Raw genomic sequence first — 18,241 nt, forward strand, 5'->3', positions numbered from 1 at the left:
GCCCGTACGGCACGCACTCGGGGATCTCCGCGAGGCTCACCCTCGCAACGGCATCCACCTTGTCCGTGCTCTGCTCCTCTCGGACGACGAGAACGGGTGCAAGGGTCGTATCGACGTCGCTGACGCGGACCCCCGAGTTTTCGGGGGCCGCATCATGTAGGTACGGTCACCCGGTGAGTACAGGGTTCGCGCTGGTGGGCGGCCGAACGCCGGTCAGCTCGGCTGCGCGATCGGCCAGCAGGGGGGCCAGCTCGCGGTACCAGCCTCGGGCGACGGCCTGCAGCATCTCAGCCAGGGCGACCAGCTCTCCGATCCGGCCGGCGGGACTCCCCAGCACCTCCGCGAACTCCGACCGGAGCCGGCTGGCCACCCTGGGGACGAGCAGACTGTTGGCATGGAGCAGACCGGGGTCGTAGCCGACGGGCACCAGTCCCCAGCGCTCCCAGTCGAGCAAGGTGAGCGGCGCCGTCAGGTTGCCCCAGTGCAGGTCGGCATGACCGGTAGCTCTCTCGACCTTCTCCGGCGCGGGAATGCCGAGGAACTGTGGGAACGCCCGCTCGATCCACTCGGGCCGGATAGTGGTTCGGACGCCTTGTGCCTGGCCGAGCCGACTCAGTGCCTGGCGTAGGTGGCTCCACCATTCATCCGGTAAGTCGGGGTCGTGGGCGAGGTCGGCCCGATCCGGCGAGATGACCGGGTGGGGCACGTAGTCGGTGACCTCGGCCTGGTAGACGTGCTCGTCCTCCCGCCAGTCGAGCAGGTCGTGCAGCCGCGGTCGGGGGACGTCCTCCGGAACCAGGGTGGACGCGCCGACAGTACCCTCGCCCGGCCTACGCTGCGCGTTGGCCCTGGTCGTGAGGTTCACCCGCAGCCACAGGTCTCCAGCTCGTCGCCCCATCGTTCGGCCCTGGAAACCCCAGGCTGCGGGGCCGGTACAGACCAGCCCCAGGCGCAGGGCTGCGGTGCGGTGAGCGGCCTCGATGCGGGTCCTGGTCACCTCATCCGGCGGCGAGTTCATCAAGGACGCTCCTCAAGCGATCAGGTGCGAGGGGGACCGACACGGCTTGGGCCGCATCGTCCCAGTGTTCCGGAGTGCTGGCCGACACGAGGACCACATCCAAGCCAGGACACGACGCAGCCGCCAGGAGCGCAGCCGCCGGGGCCGACAGGCCAGGACGAATCAGCTCGACCAGTTCGGGAGTCATCAAGCCGGGCAACTCGCCGCCGTGCAACGGCGCGGAGGCGAAGGTGACGACACCGGCGTCTTGTGCCTGGACGAGAGGCCCGCCCCCACCGAGTGCCCCATCGATGGCGTCGGCCATGACCAGGCTGACCGGCAACTGGAGGCCCCTGAAGTGGTGCGAGACCGAGCCGGCCGCCTCCCGGGCGAGGCCGAGCAGACCGGGCACCGTGAACGCACCCGAGGCCAGGCCCGACCACGTGGCTACGCCGTACCCGCCGATCCGGCCGGCCTGGGCGAACTCCTCCAGAACCGCGAAGGCTTCCCGTAGTTCGGAGTGCACTTGGGCGTGGTCTCGGCTGACCTGCTCGGGATTGTGGACGAACATCAGGTCCGCTCGGCCCAGCTCCCGCAGCGTGCGCTCCGTCTGCCACCGGACGAAGGTCGGCGCGAGGCTGTGGCCACACGTCGCCTCGTCGGCGGTCAGGACGCCGGCGGCAACGGCGGCTCGCCCCTGAGCCGCCGTATGGAAACCGGTCTTCGTGGAGATGCCAGCGCCTGCGAAATCCCCTACCACCTGGGCCAGTTGCTGGTGAGCGAAGCCATCTGCGTAGTTCGGGGCGGTATCGACCCAGACAGCGCCCGCCCTGAGGGCGGTGCGCGCCGCTTGAGCAACGACGCGCACCCGGTACGTCCCCAGGCCCAACACGGCCGTCACAGTACAGTCCTGGTGACGGCAGCCGCTTGGCCCTCGACCAGTACCGACACCAGGGCGGCCGCGTCCTTGACCTCCAAGCCGGCGACATCGGCCAGTACCCCCAGCGTGGCCGACTCCCCGGTGAGCAGCATCCGGAGCAGTGGGGTGGCCTGGCCGGCGAAGTCCCACTCCGTCCCCGCCGCCGCCAGGGTCACGATGCCCTTGGGCTCGTTCTCCGTCAGCTTCGCCCGGGGCGTGGTCAGGCGCACTGCCACCTCGGCCCTGGGTGGGAGGCCCGCGATGTACGGCAACGACGTGACCGCACGACCGTGGTGCGTCGTGCCCATCGACTCGGCCCACCTGCTGACCAGGTCGGGTTCGGTCAGCTCCGACAGCACCTCGCCTCGCAGGTTCTCCACATAGGTGGCCTGCTCCTGCGGCGAGGCGAACCGCGGCACGTCCAGGCGCAGGGCGGTACGGGACCGCAGTTGGTCGACCACCCAGGTCAGGAGATCGGCTCCGGTGTTGGCAACCAGGCCGAAGGTGAGGTGCAGCGATTCCGACCCCTGGTCGGCCGAAACCGCATGCCACCAGCCGCGCGGCAGGTAGAGCACGTCGCCGGTCTTCAGCACGATGTCTGCGATCGGTTCGCCCTCGGGGGCGTCCGGGCTTTCGACGTCTCGGAACGTCGGAGCTTCACGGGTGGGGCCGTAGAGCTGCCAGCGCTTGGCTCCGTGGATCTGCACGACCACCACGTCGTGATCGTCCCAGTGGATGCCGAAGCCTTCCTTCGCGGTCCACGAGGCGTAGGCGTTGACCTGAACCGGCGTTCCGAGGAAGCGCTCCAGTTCCTCGGCCGCCACCCCGACAGCTGGGTGAATCTCGTCGATGGAGTCCAGAACGAGCGAAGCGCCTTCCGCCAAGCGGGCATGGAGCTCGGCCGGCTGGACGCGGTGCCACGTCATCGAGCGGCGGGTGGTCACCGGCAGCGCGTACCTGTGCGGCGGCACCATCTCGCCGTCCAGCGACAGTCGCAGCCGCGGGGGCTCCAGCCGCTGCGTGCTGAGGATGGTGTTGAGGTCGTCCCAGGAGAGCAGGCCGGCGACATCGGTGGCCTGTCCGGGGATGACGGCGTAGGAGCGGTTGAACGTCTGGGCGAGGAACGAGTCCCCGCCCAGACGCGCCGCCCACGAAGCAGCATCACGCATCGTGGGCGGCCGGATCAGTCGTTGCCGTCGGAACGGCCGCCGCTGACATCGGACGGCTGCTCGGTACGAGCCCGCGCAGCGGCGATCCTCCGCGCCGCAACGAGGAGGCCGCTCTCAGCGGCCGGACCCTCTGAGGTGCTGTTGTGGTCCATGATCCTTCCCTTCTGTTTGGACGCTCCCACCGGAACTCCGGTGGGAGGGCTTGGGTGGCGAGGTACTGGCCTGGGACGGACAGGACGTCCGTCCAGCACTCACCGCCGGACCGTCTCGGTCCGGCAGATGTCTACGGAACCGCCTCCACCGAGCGGTCACCAGAGCAGAATTGGCGCATCGATGTCGCATCCAAGACGCATACCGGGATGCGACCTGGCGCGTTGTCAGGGCGGACAAGATGGCGCAGCAGAAGGCGGGAGCCGATGGCGGTCAAGCGGGAACGACTCGCTCGGCGGCGCAAGGATGCCGGACACACCCAGGAGACCCTGGCCGAAGCACTGGGAGTCCACCGCTCCACGGTGGTGCGGTGGGAGCGCGGCCAGGGTGAGCCGCAGCCGTGGATGTGGGTGAAGCTGGCCCGGCTCCTGAAGATCAGCACCACCGAGCTGAGGATGCTCTTCTCCACGTCAGATGCCCCGGCAGCCGCCACCGCATCGACACCGATTTCAGGAGAGGAAGAACCGAGTCTCCCAACACGGTTGCCCGCTCTCGGAGACGCTGCCATCAAGCAGCCCGGCCCTGGCTATCTGGGACAGGAAGCTTCCGCAGCCGGCTCGTCCATGGCCCTGATGGGCGGCGAGATCAGAGTTGGCTGCCGCACATCTGACGGGAGGATCATCTTCGTGACCATGCCGCGCCGCACCCTACTCCGCTCGGCCGCCGCCGCGGCCGGCACGACGCTGATCACGGGGACAGCGGGCGTGTCCACGAGCAAGCCGCTGCTGTCGCCCGACCTGCACCCGGTCGAGAACCTGCGCCGGATGCGCAGGTCCCTGGTCGAATGCGACAACGTGCTGGGACCGCGCGACGTCATTGCCAGCGCCCAGGACCACCTGCGCCTGATCCAGCAGTTGTGCCATGACGCCCTCGGTCGTGACCGGCTCGACCTCATGAAGGTCCAGGCCGAGTACGCGGAGTTCTGCAGCTGGCTGTACCAGGACAGCGGTGACCAGAGGGCGGCGCTGTCCTGGGCCGACCAGGCACTCGATTGGTCCAACGCCGCCGGTGACCACGACCTGACCGTCTACATCACCGCCCGCAAAGCACAGCTGGCGGGCGACATGAAGAAGTCACTCGACGCTGTCGACCTGGCTGAGTCCGCCAGACGGATCGCCGCACCGGGGAGTCGGCTGATCGCCCTGGCCTTGGTCTACGAGGCCCACGGTTACGCGCTCAGGGGTGACGAGTTGACCTGCCAGCGGGCGTACGACAAGGCACTGGAATTGGTAGCCGACGCCAAGGACGCACCGGTCACCCGTGGCCGCTGGCTGGAAGCCGCCTACGTCGAAGCGCAGCGGGCGCGCTCGTTGTCGGTCCTCGGCCAGTACGAGGCGGCGGTGAGCGGGTTCGACCAGTCCATCCGAGCCTTGCCGGCCTCGTTCCGTCGTGACCGCGGCGTCTACCTCGCCCGATCGGCCGGAGCCCAACTGCGTGCCATCGGCCCTGAGAAGGCCGCCACCACGGCAACTGAAGCTCTGTCAGTGGCGGTGGCCACTGGCTCAGGCCGAATCTTCGGCGAACTGGCGATGCTTGACGGCCAGTTGCAGCGATGGGCCGCCGTGGCCGAGGTCAGGCAGTTTCGCCAGGCGCTCGACAGCGTCATGCTCCATGAAGTGTGATCTCCTCAGAAGCACGACACCGCTCCCGCAAAGAACGGAACCATCATGGCCGAACGCCCCTACGTCCTGCTGAGCGTTGCCACGTCCATCGACGGGTACATCGACGACACCTCGTCCCAGCGGCTGCTGCTATCGAACGCGGCCGACTTCGACCGGGTGGACCAGGTGCGGGCCGAGTCGGACGCCATCCTGATCGGGGGCAACACGCTGCGGAGCGACAACCCTCGGCTGCTGGTCAACAGCGACAAGCGGCGGGCCGACCGGGTGGCGGCGGGGAAGCCGGAGTACCCGTTGAAGGTCACCGTCACCGGTAGCGGCGATCTGGATCGCGACCTCAAGTTCTGGCACTTCGGCGACAGGAAGGTCGTCTACACGACCGACGCTGGCGCGCTGAAGCTGCGCGACCGCCTCGACGGCCTGGCCGACGTCGTCAGCACCGGGGACACGGCCGACTTCGGCGTCATGCTCGAGGACCTGGCCACGCGAGGCGTGAAGCGTCTGATGGTCGAGGGCGGCGGGCAGATCCACACCCAGTTCCTCGCGCAAGGGCTGGCTGACGAGATCCACTTGGCCGTGGCGCCGCTGCTGGTGGGCGAAGCCGGTGCACCGCGCTTCGTCCACCCCGCCGAGTTCCCCGGCGGCAGCACCCGTCGGATGCAGCTGCTGGGGGCGGAGACGGTGGGCGATGTGGTGCTGCTGCGCTACGCGCCCAAGGAGGCCTCGGCCTGATCTTCACTCTTACGGGGCATCGTCGCGAGAGCGCCTGACGACGTGTCAATCTTGGTGGTACGTTCCGCAATCGAACCACTAAAAGGCGACCCCGGCAGCGCAGCAACGCTCCGGGGTCCGGCACCAGGAGCGATCAACTCCCCATGCGTGTCCATCGTAGCGCCCGCGTGCGCGACTTCACCGTGCTGCCCAACTGCATGCTCCAGTTCCGGCGGCTGTCCTACACCGCCCGCGGCCTGCTCGCCGACCTCCTCTCCCGCCCCGACGGCTGGCGCGAGGACGGACGACACATGGCCGACACCAGCCCGCAGGGGCGCGGGGCGATCCGCAAGGCGCTCAAGGAGCTGACCGAGGCCGGGTACTACCGCGTGGAGAAGGTCCGACTCCCGGACGGCAGGATCGTCACCGAGACCCACGTCTACGACACCCCGCAGCTCGGGCCACCGGGTGTCACCCCTCCGGCCTCCGGTGGAGGGGCTGCCGGTGGTGCTGTCGGGTCTGGGGTAAAGAACCGGGAGCAAGAACCCACCCTCCCCCCGCCTTCGCAGTCCGAGCGCGAAGCGGTGGCCACCCTGCTCCGGGTGATCCGGCCCGAACCCCGACTGCGCCTCGGCGAGGCCGAGGCACGGAAGTTGGCACCCCTGGTCGCCCAGTGGCTGGCACTCGGCAGCACCTCCGCCGACCTCGCCCACGCGCTGCTGCCGGGCCTGCCCGTCCCCATGCACTCGGCGGCTGCCGTGCTCCGCCACCGCCTGCAGCACAAAATGCCTCCTGCCCAGGACGCACCGGTGTCAGCGGCCTACTCCGAGTGCGCCAAGTGCCACGACCCCGTGCCTCGCCCGGGCATCTGCCGCCCCTGCGCCGGCCTGACACCCCGAACCCCCACCACCGGCCAACGGGCAGACGTCACAACCACAGGAGCCGCCCGAGCCCGAACCGCCCTGCGCACCGCGCTCACCGGCAGCCGACCCACACATCTCACTGCCTGAAGCACACCCCCGCCACACCGGCCTGCTCCGCAAGCCGCGCGCCGCCTGGCCCGGCGGCGCGCGGTGAGGGCGGGGCGGGCACCCGCCGGTAGGCGGGTGGGGGGTGGATGGTGGGGAACGGCGGTAGAACTGATCAACGCAGCGGATGATGCGCGGGTGTTCAGCCCGGGAACGCGGATGAGGCCCGGCGCCCCGAGGGGCACCGGACCTCATCCGTACGTGGAGCGCCAGGCCCGGGTTGCACGGACTCTTCCTACTGAAAGTAGGACGTGCTCTGGTAGCACCGCTGACGCCTGACGAGGGTTCATGTCCCTCGCGACGAAGAGAAGATTACCAGCTCAACGGCCATGCACCGAACCGTCCCCCGCGCAGGAAGTCGGCCTCGCCGACTTCCTGCGCGGCAGGGGGTCAGGCCGGGTCGGGAAGGTCGGCCAGGGCGAGCTTGGCCGGGTCGACGACGGCGGTGATGGCGGTGATGCGGCCGCCCGTGACGGTGAAGGCGATGACGGAGCGCGGGGTGCCGTCCTCGTTCCAGGAGACGATGCCGGGCAGGCCGTTGACGATCACCGGGAGGCCCACCCCGGCCGCGGCGGCGCCCAGCTTGGCGCCGGTGGCGACCTTGGTGGCGCCGAGGGTGACGGTCACGCCGCCCGGGGTGTCGGCGGTCAGCTTCACGTCCGGGTCGAGCACGCGGAGCAGCCCCTCGAAGTCTCCGCCCCGGGCAGCGGCCAGGAACGCCTGGACGACCTCGCGCTGCTCCCGGGAGACGGCGGTCGGCCGCTCTGTGCCCCGCACCTTCTTACGGGCGCGGCTGGCGAGCATCTTGGTGGCGTCGGCGGACTTGCCGAGGATCGTGCCGATCTCGTCGAAGGGCACCGCGAACAGGTCGTGCAGCACGAACGCCAGCCGCTCGCCCGGCCGCAGCGAGTCGAGGACGACCAGCAGCGCCAGCCCGACGGAGTCGGCGAGCACCGCGTCCTCCTCCGGCGCCGGGCCGTCGTCGAGGGTCACCACCAGCTCGGACAGGCCGGTGTCGAGGGAGGCCTCGGGACGGGACTGGCGCGAGCGCAGCACGTCGAGGCTGATCCGGCCGACGACCGTGGTCAGCCAGCCGGCGAGGTTGTCGATGCCCTCCGCGTCCTGGCGGGAGAGCCGCAGCCACGCCTCCTGGACGGCGTCCTCGGCGTCGGCGTGCGAGCCGAGCATGCGGAAGGCGACCGCGCGCAACCGGTCGCGCTGGGCCTCGAACGCCTCGGCCGTCGGGTCCGCGGGGCTGTTCTCGCGCATGGTGTTACCTTCCTCGGGGCTGCTCCGTCATGGGTGATGACGAACCCGAGCGGGTTCACGTAACCGACGGAGGAGCAGACCAATGGAACCGCGTATGAAGAGCGTCGGCAGCCCCGAGGTGTTCGCCGGAATCGGGCAGCTGCTCAAGGCAGTTCAGGCGGGCGGCGTCGACCCGCGACTGCTCTCGATGATCCACCTGCGCGTCAGCCAGATCAACAGCTGCGCCCCGTGCGCCTACTCCGCGATCGCGTCCGCGAAGAAGGCCGGCGAGACGGACGAGCGGCTGCACAGCGTCGCCACGTGGCGCGAGACACCGTTCTTCACGGACGAGGAGCGGGCCGCGTTCGCGCTGGCGGAGGCCGCGACCCGCATCCAGGACAACGCCCCCGGGGTGACCGACCCGGTCTGGGACGCGGCCGCGGACCACTTCACCGAGGCGCAGCTGAGCGCGATCGTCCTGGAGATCGGGCTGACGAACATGTTCAACCGGATCAACCACACGACCCGGGAGCAGGCCGGCAAGACCTGGTGAGGCGGGCCCGCAGGACGTCGAGCTCGCAGCCGGGCGCGGCCGGGTCGTAGCCGTGCTCGACCAGCCAGCGGACGGCGATCAGGGCGCGGTAGGACCACCACCCCCGGACGGCCTCGACGTCCACGCCGGCCCCGTACCCGGCCAGGACGTCCCCGAGGTGCTCCGGGTGCCCGAGGGTGAGGACGGCGAGGTCGTACAGCCCGGGGCCCCGGCCCGCCTCCGACCAGTCGATGACGCCGGTGACCTCGCCGCCGTCGACGAACACGTGCGCGGGCTGCAGGTCCCCGTGCGCGAACACCGGGGTCCAGGGCCTGAGTACGGTCTCGGCCGCCCGGCGGTTGACCGTCACCAGGTCGGCGGGCAGGACGCCGTTCGCGAGGAGCCAGGCGCACTCCTCCTCCAGCCGCGCCGCCAGCTCCTCCGGCCCGCGCCCGGGCCAGGGCGGCAGCGGCGCCTCGTGCAGGCGCCGTACGGCGGCACCGGCCGCAGCCCAGTCGGCGGCCGAACCGGCGGACGGCTCGCCGTAGTTGCCGAGCGCCACCCCCGGTACGGCGGCGACGGCGAGCACGGGCGGCTCGTGCCACACCACCCGGGGCGTCGGCACGGGCGCCAGTACCAGCGCCCCGGCCTCGACCCCGGCCCGCTCCCGGTCGGTGTCCACCTTCAGGAACAGGTCGCCGACGCGCAGGGTCGCGCGCTCGTGGTGGGCGACGACGATCTCGATTCCGTTGCTCATGAAGGAAATTAAAGGCCCGGTCACCCGCCCTGGCGAGCGAGTGACCGGGCCCGGAGGAACACTCAGCCGGTGATGCTGGCCGTGCCCGTTTCCAGGTGGCCGGTGAAGCGCTGGGACCAGCTGGTGTCGCCGCTCACCGTGACGGTGAAGTCGTACCAGCCGTTGGTGTAGGCGACGGCGTTGAAGAAGTCGCCGGCGCTGCCGCCGGCCGGGACCTGGTACGTCCAGGGGCCGTCCGTACGGTAGTTGTTGGAGGCGATGGTGAACGTCACCGCCGACGTGCCGGAGTTGGCGAGCTTGAAGTAGACCGCGAGCTTGCCGGTGCCCGGCTCGACGGCGTACGTCGCCGTCACCGAGGCGTTCTTGCCCGACTTCGTCGCGTCGCCCTTGAAGCGGCGCAGGAAGCGGTTGGGGCCGACCACGGTGAGGTCGTACGGGCCGCCGCCGAAGCCGGTGCCGCAGTTGAAGAAGTCGCTGGTGCTGCCGCCCGGGTCCACCGTGTACTGCCAGGGCCCGCCGCTGCGGTAGGCGTTGGCGTAGGCGGCGAAGTGGGCGGACTTGGCGGCCGCCGCGCCGCCGTTGTCCATCGCGATCCAGACCTTCATCACCCCGGCCGAGCCGAACTCCAGGTGGTCCAGGTTGGCGTTCGGCTGGTACGGCACCGCACGGGCGGGCCGGGTGCCGGACTCCTGCACGGGGAGCTGGTTGTTGACGGGCGCCGGGTTGGGCAGCGGGCCGCAGGCGGAGAGGCCGATGGTCTGCGAGGTGTCGGGGAGGGCGGGCAGCCCGTAGACCGGGTTGGCGAAGTCGAACATGCCGGTGAGGTCGCCGCAGACGCGCCGCCGCCAGTCGCTGATGTTCGTGCAGGCGGCCGGCGTGCCGAGGGCGGCCGTCCAGGTCTCCAGGAACCGCAGCACCGAGGTGTGGTCGTGCGTCTCGGAGTTGACCCAGCCGCCGCGCGTCCAGGGCGAGACGGCGATCATCGGGACGCGGAAGCCGAGGCCGATGTTGGTGCCGTTGACGAACTCGCCGGGCGTCCCGGCCGGGGCCGCCGGCGGCGGGACGTGGTCGAAGAAGCCGTCGTTCTCGTCGTAGTTGATGAACAGCACCGAGGAGTTGAAGACGTTCGGGTCCGCGTTGAGCGCGTCGACCACGTTGTGGACGAAGTGCGCGCCGTCCTGCGGGGTGGCGTACGGGTGCTCGGAGGAGCCCTGGTCGGGGACGATCCAGGAGACCTGCGGCAGGGTGCCGGCGAGGACGTCGGCCTTGATGGCGGCGACGATGTCGTCCGGGGTGCGGCCGGTGACCTTCGGGACGGAGCCCATGCCCTTGACGGCGAGCGCGCTGCCCGCCGGGGCGTTCGCGAACTGGCTGAAGTAGGCGAGCGCGTTGTCGCCGTAGTTGTCGGAGGCGTTCTGGTAGACCTTCCAGCTCACGCCCGCCGTCTCCAGCGCCTCGGCGTACGTCTGCCAGCGCAGGCCCTTCTCGTCGCCGCCGTCGTACGCGGGGCCGCCCGCCGTGCCGGCCGGGTCGATCTGGCCGGACCAGTGGTAGGTGCGGTTGGGGCCGGTCGCGCTGAGCACCGAGCAGTGGTACGCGTCGCAGATCGTCCAGTTCTCGGCGAGCGCGTAGTGGAACGGGATGTCCTGGCGGGTGAGGAAGCCGAGGGTGCGCACGTTGCCCTTGGCGGCGACCCAGGAGTCCATCTTGCCGCCGTTCCACGCCTTGTGCTGGTCGCTCCAGCCGTGGGAGAGGTCGCCGTTGCACTGGGCGAGGCGCTCGGGGTCGGCGCCGCCGGCGGGCTTGGTCTGGCTGAACTGCCACGGGTACTGGCGGGCCAGCAGGCCGTTGGGCTGGTTGAAGACGCTGTAGCCGCCGGCGATCTGGATGGCGCTGCGGTCGGCGAAGCCGCGCACGCCGCTCAGGGTGCCGAAGTAGTGGTCGAAGCTGCGGTTCTCCTGCATCAGGATCACCACGTGCTGCACGTCGGTGATGGTCCCGGTGGTGGTGAGCGCGGTGGTGGAGGCGGTCGCGGCGGCGCCGGGGGCGGCCCCCGCGGCGCCGGTTCCGGCGATCGCGAGGCCTGCCGCGGCGGCGCCGGACAGCGTGACGAACTTCCTACGACTCAACTCGGCCATCAGCCCAGTCCGTCCCTTCACTGGCGATGTTGTGTACACAAGTCGGGGCTTGGATCGCGCAGCAGTCTCCACCGCGGCCTCCGCGGGCCACCAGATGCCCGCGGCAGGGTTGGCGGACTGTTCGCCCGGCCGTCACCGAGCGACGCCGGGCTGAACACGGAGCGGAGGGGGAGCAGAAGGACGGGGTCAGCGGTCCTTGACCTCGATGCCGAGGGCGTGGGCGAACTGCGGTGCCAGCTCCAGGAGTTGGGTGGAGCTGATGACCGCCCCGCGCAGCCCCTGGTGGCCGTCGGCCAGGCCGAGGCGGGCGGCGCCGCGCAGGTCGACCTTGCTGAGCTGGGCCCCGCGCAGCCGGACCTCCTCCAGCGTCGAGCCGGGGAAGGACACCCCGGTCAGCTTGGCCTCGCCGAAGTCCACGTCGCGCAGCAGGCAGTCCTCGAACACGACGTCCCGCAGGACGGCCGCGCGCAGGTTGACGGCCTCCAGCTTGCAGCCGCGGAACACCACCCGGCGCACCGCCGACCCGTACGCGGAGATCCCGGCCAGCACGCCGCCGAGGAAGGCGCCGTCCTGCCACTCGCTGTCGCTCAGGTCGCAGGCGACCCAGCGGCCGGCCTGCACCCAGACCTCGTTGAACCGGGCCTGGCGCAGCTTGACGCCGCTGAACGCGACGCCGGTGAAGGCGCACTCCAGGAAGGCCGCGCCGGCGCCCGACTCGTCGGTGTGCTCACCGCCCTCGAAGTGCACGGTGTCGTAGCGCGCGTCGCTGCGCAGCGGCCCGGTGTGGGGCTGCAGGAGGTCGGCGTACGGCAGGTCGGCGAGCTGCTCGGGGACGGGGCGGGACATGGCGGCACCTTGCGTTCGGGGGCGGACGGTCCTGTCGTCCGCATGCTCGCACGTGCCGCCGACAACGCCCCGGAGCGGCGTTGCTCCGGGGCGCTGTCGGGATCACTCGGGCTCGGCTCAGCCGCGCGCCCAGAGGGAGTTCACCCGGCTGCGCTCCGCGCTGTTCGGGTACGGGTTGGTGCAGGAGGTGCCGGGGCCGCCGCCGGACATCAGCTCGCTGCACGGGCCGGAGTAGTGGTCCGGCAGGCCGAGGACGTGGCCGGTCTCGTGCGCGGTGACCCGGACGGAGTTGTACTGCCGGTTCTGCTGGTAGTCGAGGAAGATGTAGCCGCGCCCGTGGCCGTCGGTGCTGGCGTACGAGCCGCGGCTGTCGTTGCCCTCGTAGTAGCGGAAGTCGGCGGCCGAGCCGGACTGGAGGCGGACGTTGGCCACCGAGCCGTTCCAGATCTGCGCGGCCTGGGCGATCTGGTTGCGGAAGGTGGGCGCCGAGCTGGCGTCGTACGTGACGGTGACGGTGGCCAGGCCCGGGTTGGCGGCCTGCTTGGCCTTGGCGGAGGCCATCACGGCCTGGAAGAACGCCTGGTTGTCGGCCGTCTCGGCGGCCGAGCCCGCGTACGTCGTCGCGGTGTAGCCGGCAGAGGGGGCGGGTGCGGCGGCCGCGGCGGTGCCTGCGGGCAGGATCGCCATTCCGGCGGCGAGGGCCAGGCCGAGGGTGGCGGACAGCATGGATCGCTTCATGTGGGGGCTCCGATTCCTGTGGCGCCTCGGCCTGTTGGGGTCGGCCGGTTGGGGTGGCGCCTGGCGAACGGGGGGTGTCCCCAGAGCGTGGGGCAGGCCGGCGGGCGAGCGGATGATGGCAAGTCGCGATAGCCCCGGCCAATACCCTTGCCCGCCCTGCGATTTGATTCGTCTTTAATCGGCCTTGACCCAACCGTGCCCCTGGCATTCCGTTCGGGCGGCGGCTAGGCTCCCCGGCGGGGAAGTAACCGAGCGGCGGGCCGGCCGATTCCGGCCGGCCGGCCCGCTGCGCTGGAACTCCCCTGCTGTCAGCGCTGGTTGGTCTCGTCCACGCCGTTGGCCCACAGGTAGTCGACCTGGCTGCGCTCGTTGCTGTCGGGGTACGGGTTGGTGCAGGACGGGCCGGGGCCGCCGCCGGACATCAGCTCGCTGCACGGGCCGGAGTAGTCGTCGGGCAGGCCGAGGACGTGGCCGGTCTCGTGCGCGGTGACGCGCAGCGAGTCGTACTGCTGGTTCTGCTGGTAGTCGAGGAAGACGTAGCCGTGCCCGTGGCCGTCGGTGCTGGCGTACGAGCCGCGGCTGTCGTTGCCCTCGGTGTAGGAGAAGTCGCCGGTGCCGCTGGACTCCTGGAGCTGGACGTTGCGCACCGAGCTGTTCCAGATCTGCGCGGCGTTGGCGATCTGCCCGGTGAAGGACGGGGCGCCGCTGGTGTCGTAGGTGACGGTGACGGTCAGCAGCCACGGGTTCGCGGCCTGGTGGGCCTTCGCGGAGGCCATCACGGCCTGGAAGAAGGCCTGGTTGTTCGCCGCCTCGGCGGACGAACCGGCGTACGCGGTCGCCGAGTTGACCGAGGGCGTGTAGCCCTGGGCGGATGCGGCGGGCGCGGCCGAGGCGGCGCCGGCGGGCAGGGCCGCCAGACCGGCGGCGAGGGCGAGACCGAGGGCTGCGGACAGCACTGATCGCTTCATGTGGGGGCTCCGAATTCCTGTGGCGCCTCGGCCAGTTGGGGGTGGGCCGGTGGGGTGGCGCCGGGTGAGTGGGTGGGTGCTCCCAGAGCTTCGGGCAGGCCGGCGGGCGGGCGGATGATGCCAAGTCGCGATAAGGCGGCTCAATACCCGCGCGTCCAGCGGGATTCCGGCCAGCTTTAAGGAGCCTTGACCCAACCGTGCCCCTGGTATTCCGTTCGGGCGGCGGCTAGGCTCCCCGGCGGGGAAGTAACCGCGTGGCGGGCCGACCGTTTCCGGCCGGCCGGCCCGCCACGCGGCCCGCCTCCCTTGCTAGTTGACCTGGTCCACGCCGTTGGCCCACAGGTAGTCGACCTGGCCGCTCTCGTTGGCGTCCGGGTACGCGTTGGTGCAGGACGTCCCCGGGCCGTGTCCCGACATCAGTTCGCTGCACGGGCCGGAGTAGTCGTCGGGCAGGCCGAGCACGTGGCCCGTCTCATGGGCGACGATCCGCAGCGAGTAGTACTCCTGGGCCTGCTGGTGGTCGATGAAGATGTAGCCGTGCCCGTGCCCGTCGGTGCTGGCGTACGAGCCGCGGCTGTCGTCCCCCTCGGTGTACGAGAAGTCCCCGGTGCCGCCGACGGCCTCCTGGAGCTGGACGTTGTGCACCGAGCCGTTCCATATCTGCGCGGCCTGGGCGATCTGACTGGTGAAGGAGGGGGCGCCGCTGGTGTCGTAGGTGACGGTCACGGTGGCCAGGCCCGGATCGGCGGCCTGCTTGGCCTTCGCGGAGGCCATCACCGCCTGGTAGAACGCCTGGTTGTTCGCCGCCTCCTCGGCGGAACCGGCGTACGTCGCACCGGAGTTGGCGTCTGCTGCGTAGCCGGACGAGGCCGTGGGAGCGGCGGAGGCGGCCGCGACCGGCAGGGCGACGAGCGCGCCGGCGAGGGTCAGGCCGAGGGTTGCGGACAGCACGGATCGCTTCATCCTGGGGGGCTCCGTAGTTCGCGGCGCGCCTGCCGGCCCGGTGCCGGTGGGGGCCGGGGCCCGGGCGGCGGCGCGCGGTGGGGGCCGCCCCGGCGGCGCCGGGACGGTTGGTTGCCCCAGAGCTTCCGCCCGTCGGGGGCCGTCGCGGATGATGCCAACCGGCGATAGCCCGGCCGCATACCGGTGGGAATCCGCCGTGCAGCGAAGTCGCGCTGCGTTGATTGGCTGTCATGTCCTTGGCGAGGCGGGTCGGTGGAGTCTATGCTCCGGGCGTGGAGCTCGACGTGAGACACCTCCGGGTGCTGTGCGCGATCGCCGACACCGGCAGCCTCCGCAAGGCCGCGCTCCAGCTCGGCATGACCCAGCCCTCCCTCACCACCCAGCTCCACCGCATCGAACGGGCCATCGGCGGAACGCTGTTCACCCGCGAGCAGACCGGGAGCCGCCCCACCGCGCTCGGCCACTCCGTGCTCTCCCGGGCCCGCCCGGTGATCGCCGAGATGGCGGCGCTGGTGGCCGCCGCCCGCCAGGAGGCCCGGGAGGCCACGGGCCCCGGGCGCCAGCGACGGCTGCGCATCGGCAGCGTCGGCAGCCGCGCGGTCGCGGCCTGGCTGCGCCGGGTGCACGACCGGCTGCCCGACACCGACACCACCATCCACGTGGACGTCTCCGCGAGCGCGCTGCTGCGGATGGTCGCCGCCGACCAGCTGGACGTGGCCTTCGTCTACGAGAGCGAGGGTTTCCCGCTGCGCGTGCCGCCGGACGCCGAGCACCGCGTGCTGATGGCCCGCGAGCCGCAGTTCGTCGCGCTCGCCGCCGGGCACCCGGCCGCCGCGCGCCCCGTCGTGCACCTCGCCGACCTCGCCGAGGACACCTGGATGGTGGACCCGACCGCCGACCACGAGTACGCGGCGATGCGCCGGGTCTTCAGCGAGGCCGGCCTCAACCCCCGGGTGGTGCAGGTGCGGGACAACGCCACCGCCGCCGAGCTGGTCGCCTCCGGTGAGGCCGTCCGCCCCTGCCAGCCGACCTCCCTGCCCGGCCCGGGCACCGTCGTCCGCCCCGTCCACGGGGACCCGCTGGCCGTCCGGCTGCTGTTCACCTGGCGGCCCCGCGCCCTGAGCGCCACCGCCCTGGAGGCGCTCTACTGCGACCTGCGCGCCGCCTACCTGGACCTGGCCAAGGTCAACCCGGCGTACCTCGCCTGGCTGGCGCGGCACGAACCGGTGCTGCTGGAGCGCGCGCCCGCTTAGGCAGCCGCCTCCCGGCTGTGCACCACCAGCCCCGCCGTGACCATCAGCGCGCAGACCAGCCCCGCCGCCAGCACCGCCGAGCCGCCCAGCGCCGTACAGGCCAGCACCAGGACGGCCCCGGCGGGCGCGATCGACTGCGCGAGCACCCCGGTCTTGGTGTGCCGGGAGTGCAGGAACCAGACCGTGAGCAGGTACACCGCGGTGGGCACGGTGACGGTCGCGGCGGCGGCCCGCTCGGAGATCCCCGCCTTGTGCACGGCCGACTCGACGGCCACCTCCAGCCCGGTGCCGATCGCCGCCGCCGCGCCGAACACCACGTAGTGGCCGTACCCCCAGGCGAACGCCTGCCGGTTGGAGCGCAGGTGCGCGTGGACGGGCCGGGCGAAGTAGATCCACCAGGCCGCGAAGCAGATCAGCAGCCCGCCGACCGCCACCGGCACCAGCCGGCCGACCTCCTCGTGCTCGTCCACCGCCGACTGCACCGCCACCGTCGCCGCGGCCACCGTCTCGCCGAGGACGATCAGCGTGAACAGCCCGTACCGCTCGGCGATGTGGTGCGGGTGCCAGGCCGTCTGCATGCGCAGCTCGGCGACCACCGGCACGGCCACCTCGCACAGCACCCCGACCGGGATGACGTACGGCCGGGCGCCGTCGGGTAGCAGCAGCACCACCACCCAGCCGACCTGGCACACGGCGATCCCGACCGCGTACCGCAGCGCGACCCGCCGCGCCTCGCCCCGCTCGCTCGCCGCCGCGCGCAGCCACTGGGTCACCATCGCCAGGCGCATCACCACGTACCCGGTGATCGCCAGCACCAGGTCCTGGGTGGCGAACAGCCGCGGCACCCCGGCGGCCAGGATCAGCGCGCCCGCGATCTGCACCAGCGTGGTGATCCGGTACGGCACGTCGTCGACGTCGTACGCGGAGGCGAACCAGGTGAAGTTCATCCAGGCCCACCAGATCGCGAAGAAGGCCAGGACGAAACCGCGCAGGCCCTCCCCGTAGTGCCCGGCCGCGAGGGAGTGGGCGAGCTCGCGCCCGGCCTGGCCGACGGCGACCACGAAGCAGAGGTCGAAGAACAGTTCCAGCGGGGTGGACACCCGGTGCGGCTCGGCCCGGTCGCGCGGGGCCATCCGGCGCACCGGGCGCGGGTCGACGTGGTGCGGGTGCGGTGCCTCGGCGGCGGGTTCGCTGGCCATCGGTGCTGCTCCACGGGGTTCGGAGGGGATGCGCAGGGGATGCGGACGGGACGCATCCTGGCAGCGGCGCGGGCCCGGCGCACGCACCGGCGCGGTACGCCCGCGCGCGCCCGACCGAGCACGGTCAATTCCGGTCATTCCAGACATAGATGGTCACGTATGCCCCTTTTCTCCCTTGCCGTCAGCCGTAGTTGACGCCCCGGTGCGCGAACCGGGTGACACCACGGCGGGTTTCCGGGCGCGCCCCGCGTGCTGCCGCGCGAGCGGCGCGGACGCCCCGCTACATTCGTCCCCGGTTGGAAGCGGACGCGGGCCCTGCGGGGCCCCACGAGACGGGCGGCCTGCGGGCAACGCGGAAGGTCAAGGCTGGTGGCGGTACAGCGGGGGCGGCGGAGCCGACCTTCCCGTGCCCACCCCATCGGCCTCGTGATCACCGCGCTGCTCGCCAGCGCCTCACCCTGTGTGCCCGCCCGAATACGATTCGGCGGATCGGCCGGGCGACCTGTAGAGTCTCCGACGTCAGCAAGCGCCGCTAGCTCAGTTGGTTAGAGCAGCTGACTCTTAATCAGCGGGTCCGGGGTTCGAGTCCCTGGCGGCGCACAGACAGTTCTCAGGCCGTCCACTCCGGTGGGCGGCCTGAGGCGTTTCCGGGCCCGCCCGCGCCCCGCACGCGGGGCACTCCCGCAGGTCAGGAGCACCCCGATTCGAAACACCTCCGGGGACCGTGTATTGTTCTCCGGGTCAGCAGGCGCCGCTAGCTCAGTTGGTTAGAGCAGCTGACTCTTAATCAGCGGGTCCGGGGTTCGAGTCCCTGGCGGCGCACAGACAGTTGGGGAGTCTCTCGCACAGCGAGAGGCTCCCTGATTTTTTGCCCTCCGACGCCCGATTTGCGTGCGATTGCGTGTGATGTCGGTCTCGATTCCCGTTTCGACGGAGCCGACCGGCC

The 18,241-nt window shown here is 71.3% G+C and carries 16 protein-coding genes and 2 tRNA genes; 7 read left to right on the forward strand and 11 right to left on the reverse strand.

The genetic code is table 11. The features are described 5' to 3' along the window. Positions 1–166 precede the first annotated feature (166 nt). The 3 genes from ACIRRS_RS18300 to ACIRRS_RS18310 are packed head-to-tail and all read right to left on the reverse strand — an operon-like array spanning position 167 to position 3,085. Positions 167–1,018, reverse strand: coding sequence for a hypothetical protein (locus ACIRRS_RS18300; RefSeq protein ID WP_402971761.1), 852 nt, complete (start codon positions 1,016–1,018; stop codon positions 167–169). Further along, entirely contained in the window at positions 999–1,898 is a 900-nt protein-coding gene (locus ACIRRS_RS18305) for an aldo/keto reductase (protein WP_402971763.1), read from the reverse strand. The genes ACIRRS_RS18300 and ACIRRS_RS18305 overlap by 20 nt, the downstream gene beginning before the upstream one ends. Continuing rightward, the gene (locus ACIRRS_RS18310; protein ID WP_402971765.1) at positions 1,895–3,085 is read right to left on the reverse strand and encodes a cupin domain-containing protein; all 1,191 of its coding nucleotides are present in this window, start codon (positions 3,083–3,085) and stop codon (positions 1,895–1,897) included. The genes ACIRRS_RS18305 and ACIRRS_RS18310 overlap by 4 nt, the downstream gene beginning before the upstream one ends. A gap of 416 nt (positions 3,086–3,501) precedes the next feature. On the opposite strand from ACIRRS_RS18310, the gene ACIRRS_RS18315 reads away from it, so the two are divergent. From ACIRRS_RS18315 to ACIRRS_RS18325, 3 genes are all read left to right on the forward strand, one after another. Further along, a complete protein-coding gene (locus tag ACIRRS_RS18315; RefSeq protein WP_402971767.1) occupies positions 3,502–4,917 on the forward strand; it encodes a helix-turn-helix transcriptional regulator in 1,416 nt (471 codons plus the stop codon). Between the two features lie 45 nt (positions 4,918–4,962). Next, the gene (locus ACIRRS_RS18320) at positions 4,963–5,646 is read left to right on the forward strand and encodes a RibD family protein (protein ID WP_402971769.1); all 684 of its coding nucleotides are present in this window, start codon (positions 4,963–4,965) and stop codon (positions 5,644–5,646) included. 143 nt (positions 5,647–5,789) lie between these two features. Next, positions 5,790–6,635 carry a hypothetical protein gene (locus ACIRRS_RS18325; protein WP_402971771.1) on the forward strand — a complete coding sequence of 282 codons (846 nt, stop codon included), beginning with the start codon at positions 5,790–5,792 and terminating at the stop codon, positions 6,633–6,635. Positions 6,636–7,043: 408 nt separating this feature from the next. Here ACIRRS_RS18325 and ACIRRS_RS18330 read toward each other — a convergent pair whose 3' ends face one another. Continuing rightward, positions 7,044–7,922, reverse strand: coding sequence for a sigma-70 family RNA polymerase sigma factor (locus tag ACIRRS_RS18330; RefSeq protein WP_402971773.1), 879 nt, complete (start codon positions 7,920–7,922; stop codon positions 7,044–7,046). Between the two features lie 82 nt (positions 7,923–8,004). Between ACIRRS_RS18330 and ACIRRS_RS18335 the strand changes: the two genes are divergently transcribed. Next, positions 8,005–8,454: a carboxymuconolactone decarboxylase family protein gene (locus tag ACIRRS_RS18335; protein WP_402971775.1), complete on the forward strand. Its 450-nt coding sequence runs from the start codon at positions 8,005–8,007 to the stop codon at positions 8,452–8,454. On the opposite strand, the gene ACIRRS_RS18340 is transcribed toward ACIRRS_RS18335, so the two are convergent. The 6 genes from ACIRRS_RS18340 to snpA (ACIRRS_RS18365) all read right to left on the reverse strand — a co-directional run bounded on the left by ACIRRS_RS18340 (position 8,414) and on the right by snpA (ACIRRS_RS18365) (position 14,843). After that, positions 8,414–9,190, reverse strand: a complete 777-nt coding sequence (locus ACIRRS_RS18340; RefSeq protein ID WP_402971777.1) for a phosphotransferase — start codon at positions 9,188–9,190, stop codon at positions 8,414–8,416. The genes ACIRRS_RS18335 and ACIRRS_RS18340 overlap by 41 nt on opposite strands. Before the next feature lie 62 nt (positions 9,191–9,252). Next, entirely contained in the window at positions 9,253–11,328 is a 2,076-nt protein-coding gene (locus ACIRRS_RS18345; RefSeq protein ID WP_402972073.1) for a phosphocholine-specific phospholipase C, read from the reverse strand. A gap of 186 nt (positions 11,329–11,514) precedes the next feature. Continuing rightward, complete coding sequence (locus tag ACIRRS_RS18350) at positions 11,515–12,174, reverse strand: pentapeptide repeat-containing protein (protein WP_402971779.1); 660 nt, start codon at positions 12,172–12,174, stop codon at positions 11,515–11,517. Positions 12,175–12,291: 117 nt separating this feature from the next. Next, the gene (gene snpA, locus ACIRRS_RS18355) at positions 12,292–12,912 is read right to left on the reverse strand and encodes a snapalysin (RefSeq protein ID WP_402971781.1); all 621 of its coding nucleotides are present in this window, start codon (positions 12,910–12,912) and stop codon (positions 12,292–12,294) included. A 308-nt stretch (positions 12,913–13,220) separates the two neighbouring features. Further along, on the reverse strand, positions 13,221–13,880 hold the full coding sequence (gene snpA, locus ACIRRS_RS18360; RefSeq protein WP_402971785.1) for a snapalysin: 660 nt from the start codon (positions 13,878–13,880) through the stop codon (positions 13,221–13,223). A 309-nt stretch (positions 13,881–14,189) separates the two neighbouring features. Further along, positions 14,190–14,843, reverse strand: a complete 654-nt coding sequence (gene snpA, locus ACIRRS_RS18365; protein WP_402971787.1) for a snapalysin — start codon at positions 14,841–14,843, stop codon at positions 14,190–14,192. A 230-nt stretch (positions 14,844–15,073) separates the two neighbouring features. Between snpA (ACIRRS_RS18365) and ACIRRS_RS18370 the strand changes: the two genes are divergently transcribed. Beyond that, positions 15,074–16,096 carry a LysR family transcriptional regulator gene (locus ACIRRS_RS18370; RefSeq protein WP_402971789.1) on the forward strand — a complete coding sequence of 341 codons (1,023 nt, stop codon included), beginning with the start codon at positions 15,074–15,076 and terminating at the stop codon, positions 16,094–16,096. Here the strand turns inward: ACIRRS_RS18370 and ACIRRS_RS18375 are convergent. Beyond that, a complete protein-coding gene (locus ACIRRS_RS18375) occupies positions 16,093–17,295 on the reverse strand; it encodes a low temperature requirement protein A (RefSeq protein ID WP_402971791.1) in 1,203 nt (400 codons plus the stop codon). The genes ACIRRS_RS18370 and ACIRRS_RS18375 overlap by 4 nt on opposite strands. Before the next feature lie 526 nt (positions 17,296–17,821). Between ACIRRS_RS18375 and ACIRRS_RS18380 the strand changes: the two genes are divergently transcribed. Then, positions 17,822–17,895: transfer RNA gene (locus ACIRRS_RS18380), tRNA-Lys, on the forward strand. Between the two features lie 148 nt (positions 17,896–18,043). Next, positions 18,044–18,117: transfer RNA gene (locus ACIRRS_RS18385), tRNA-Lys, on the forward strand. Positions 18,118–18,241 lie beyond the last annotated feature (124 nt).

Source organism: Kitasatospora sp. NPDC101183 (assembly GCF_044767945.1).
Lineage (GTDB): Bacteria > Actinomycetota > Actinomycetes > Streptomycetales > Streptomycetaceae > Kitasatospora.

Excerpts from the sequence above, each read along its gene's own strand:
- ACIRRS_RS18300 (WP_402971761.1), bottom strand. The coding sequence starts at position 1,018 with ATGAACTCGCCGCCGGATGAGGTGACCAGGACCCGCATCGAGGCCGCT.
- ACIRRS_RS18310 (WP_402971765.1), bottom strand. The coding sequence starts at position 3,085 with ATGCGTGATGCTGCTTCGTGGGCGGCGCGTCTGGGCGGGGACTCGTTC.
- ACIRRS_RS18315 (WP_402971767.1), top strand. The coding sequence starts at position 3,502 with ATGGCGGTCAAGCGGGAACGACTCGCTCGGCGGCGCAAGGATGCCGGA.
- ACIRRS_RS18320 (WP_402971769.1), top strand. The coding sequence starts at position 4,963 with ATGGCCGAACGCCCCTACGTCCTGCTGAGCGTTGCCACGTCCATCGAC.
- ACIRRS_RS18325 (WP_402971771.1), top strand. The coding sequence starts at position 5,790 with ATGCGTGTCCATCGTAGCGCCCGCGTGCGCGACTTCACCGTGCTGCCC.
- ACIRRS_RS18330 (WP_402971773.1), bottom strand. The coding sequence starts at position 7,922 with ATGCGCGAGAACAGCCCCGCGGACCCGACGGCCGAGGCGTTCGAGGCC.
- ACIRRS_RS18335 (WP_402971775.1), top strand. The coding sequence starts at position 8,005 with ATGGAACCGCGTATGAAGAGCGTCGGCAGCCCCGAGGTGTTCGCCGGA.
- ACIRRS_RS18340 (WP_402971777.1), bottom strand. The coding sequence starts at position 9,190 with ATGAGCAACGGAATCGAGATCGTCGTCGCCCACCACGAGCGCGCGACC.
- ACIRRS_RS18345 (WP_402972073.1), bottom strand. The coding sequence starts at position 11,328 with ATGGCCGAGTTGAGTCGTAGGAAGTTCGTCACGCTGTCCGGCGCCGCC.
- ACIRRS_RS18350 (WP_402971779.1), bottom strand. The coding sequence starts at position 12,174 with ATGTCCCGCCCCGTCCCCGAGCAGCTCGCCGACCTGCCGTACGCCGAC.
- snpA (WP_402971781.1), bottom strand. The coding sequence starts at position 12,912 with ATGAAGCGATCCATGCTGTCCGCCACCCTCGGCCTGGCCCTCGCCGCC.
- snpA (WP_402971785.1), bottom strand. The coding sequence starts at position 13,880 with ATGAAGCGATCAGTGCTGTCCGCAGCCCTCGGTCTCGCCCTCGCCGCC.
- snpA (WP_402971787.1), bottom strand. The coding sequence starts at position 14,843 with ATGAAGCGATCCGTGCTGTCCGCAACCCTCGGCCTGACCCTCGCCGGC.
- ACIRRS_RS18370 (WP_402971789.1), top strand. The coding sequence starts at position 15,074 with ATGTCCTTGGCGAGGCGGGTCGGTGGAGTCTATGCTCCGGGCGTGGAG.
- ACIRRS_RS18375 (WP_402971791.1), bottom strand. The coding sequence starts at position 17,295 with ATGGCCAGCGAACCCGCCGCCGAGGCACCGCACCCGCACCACGTCGAC.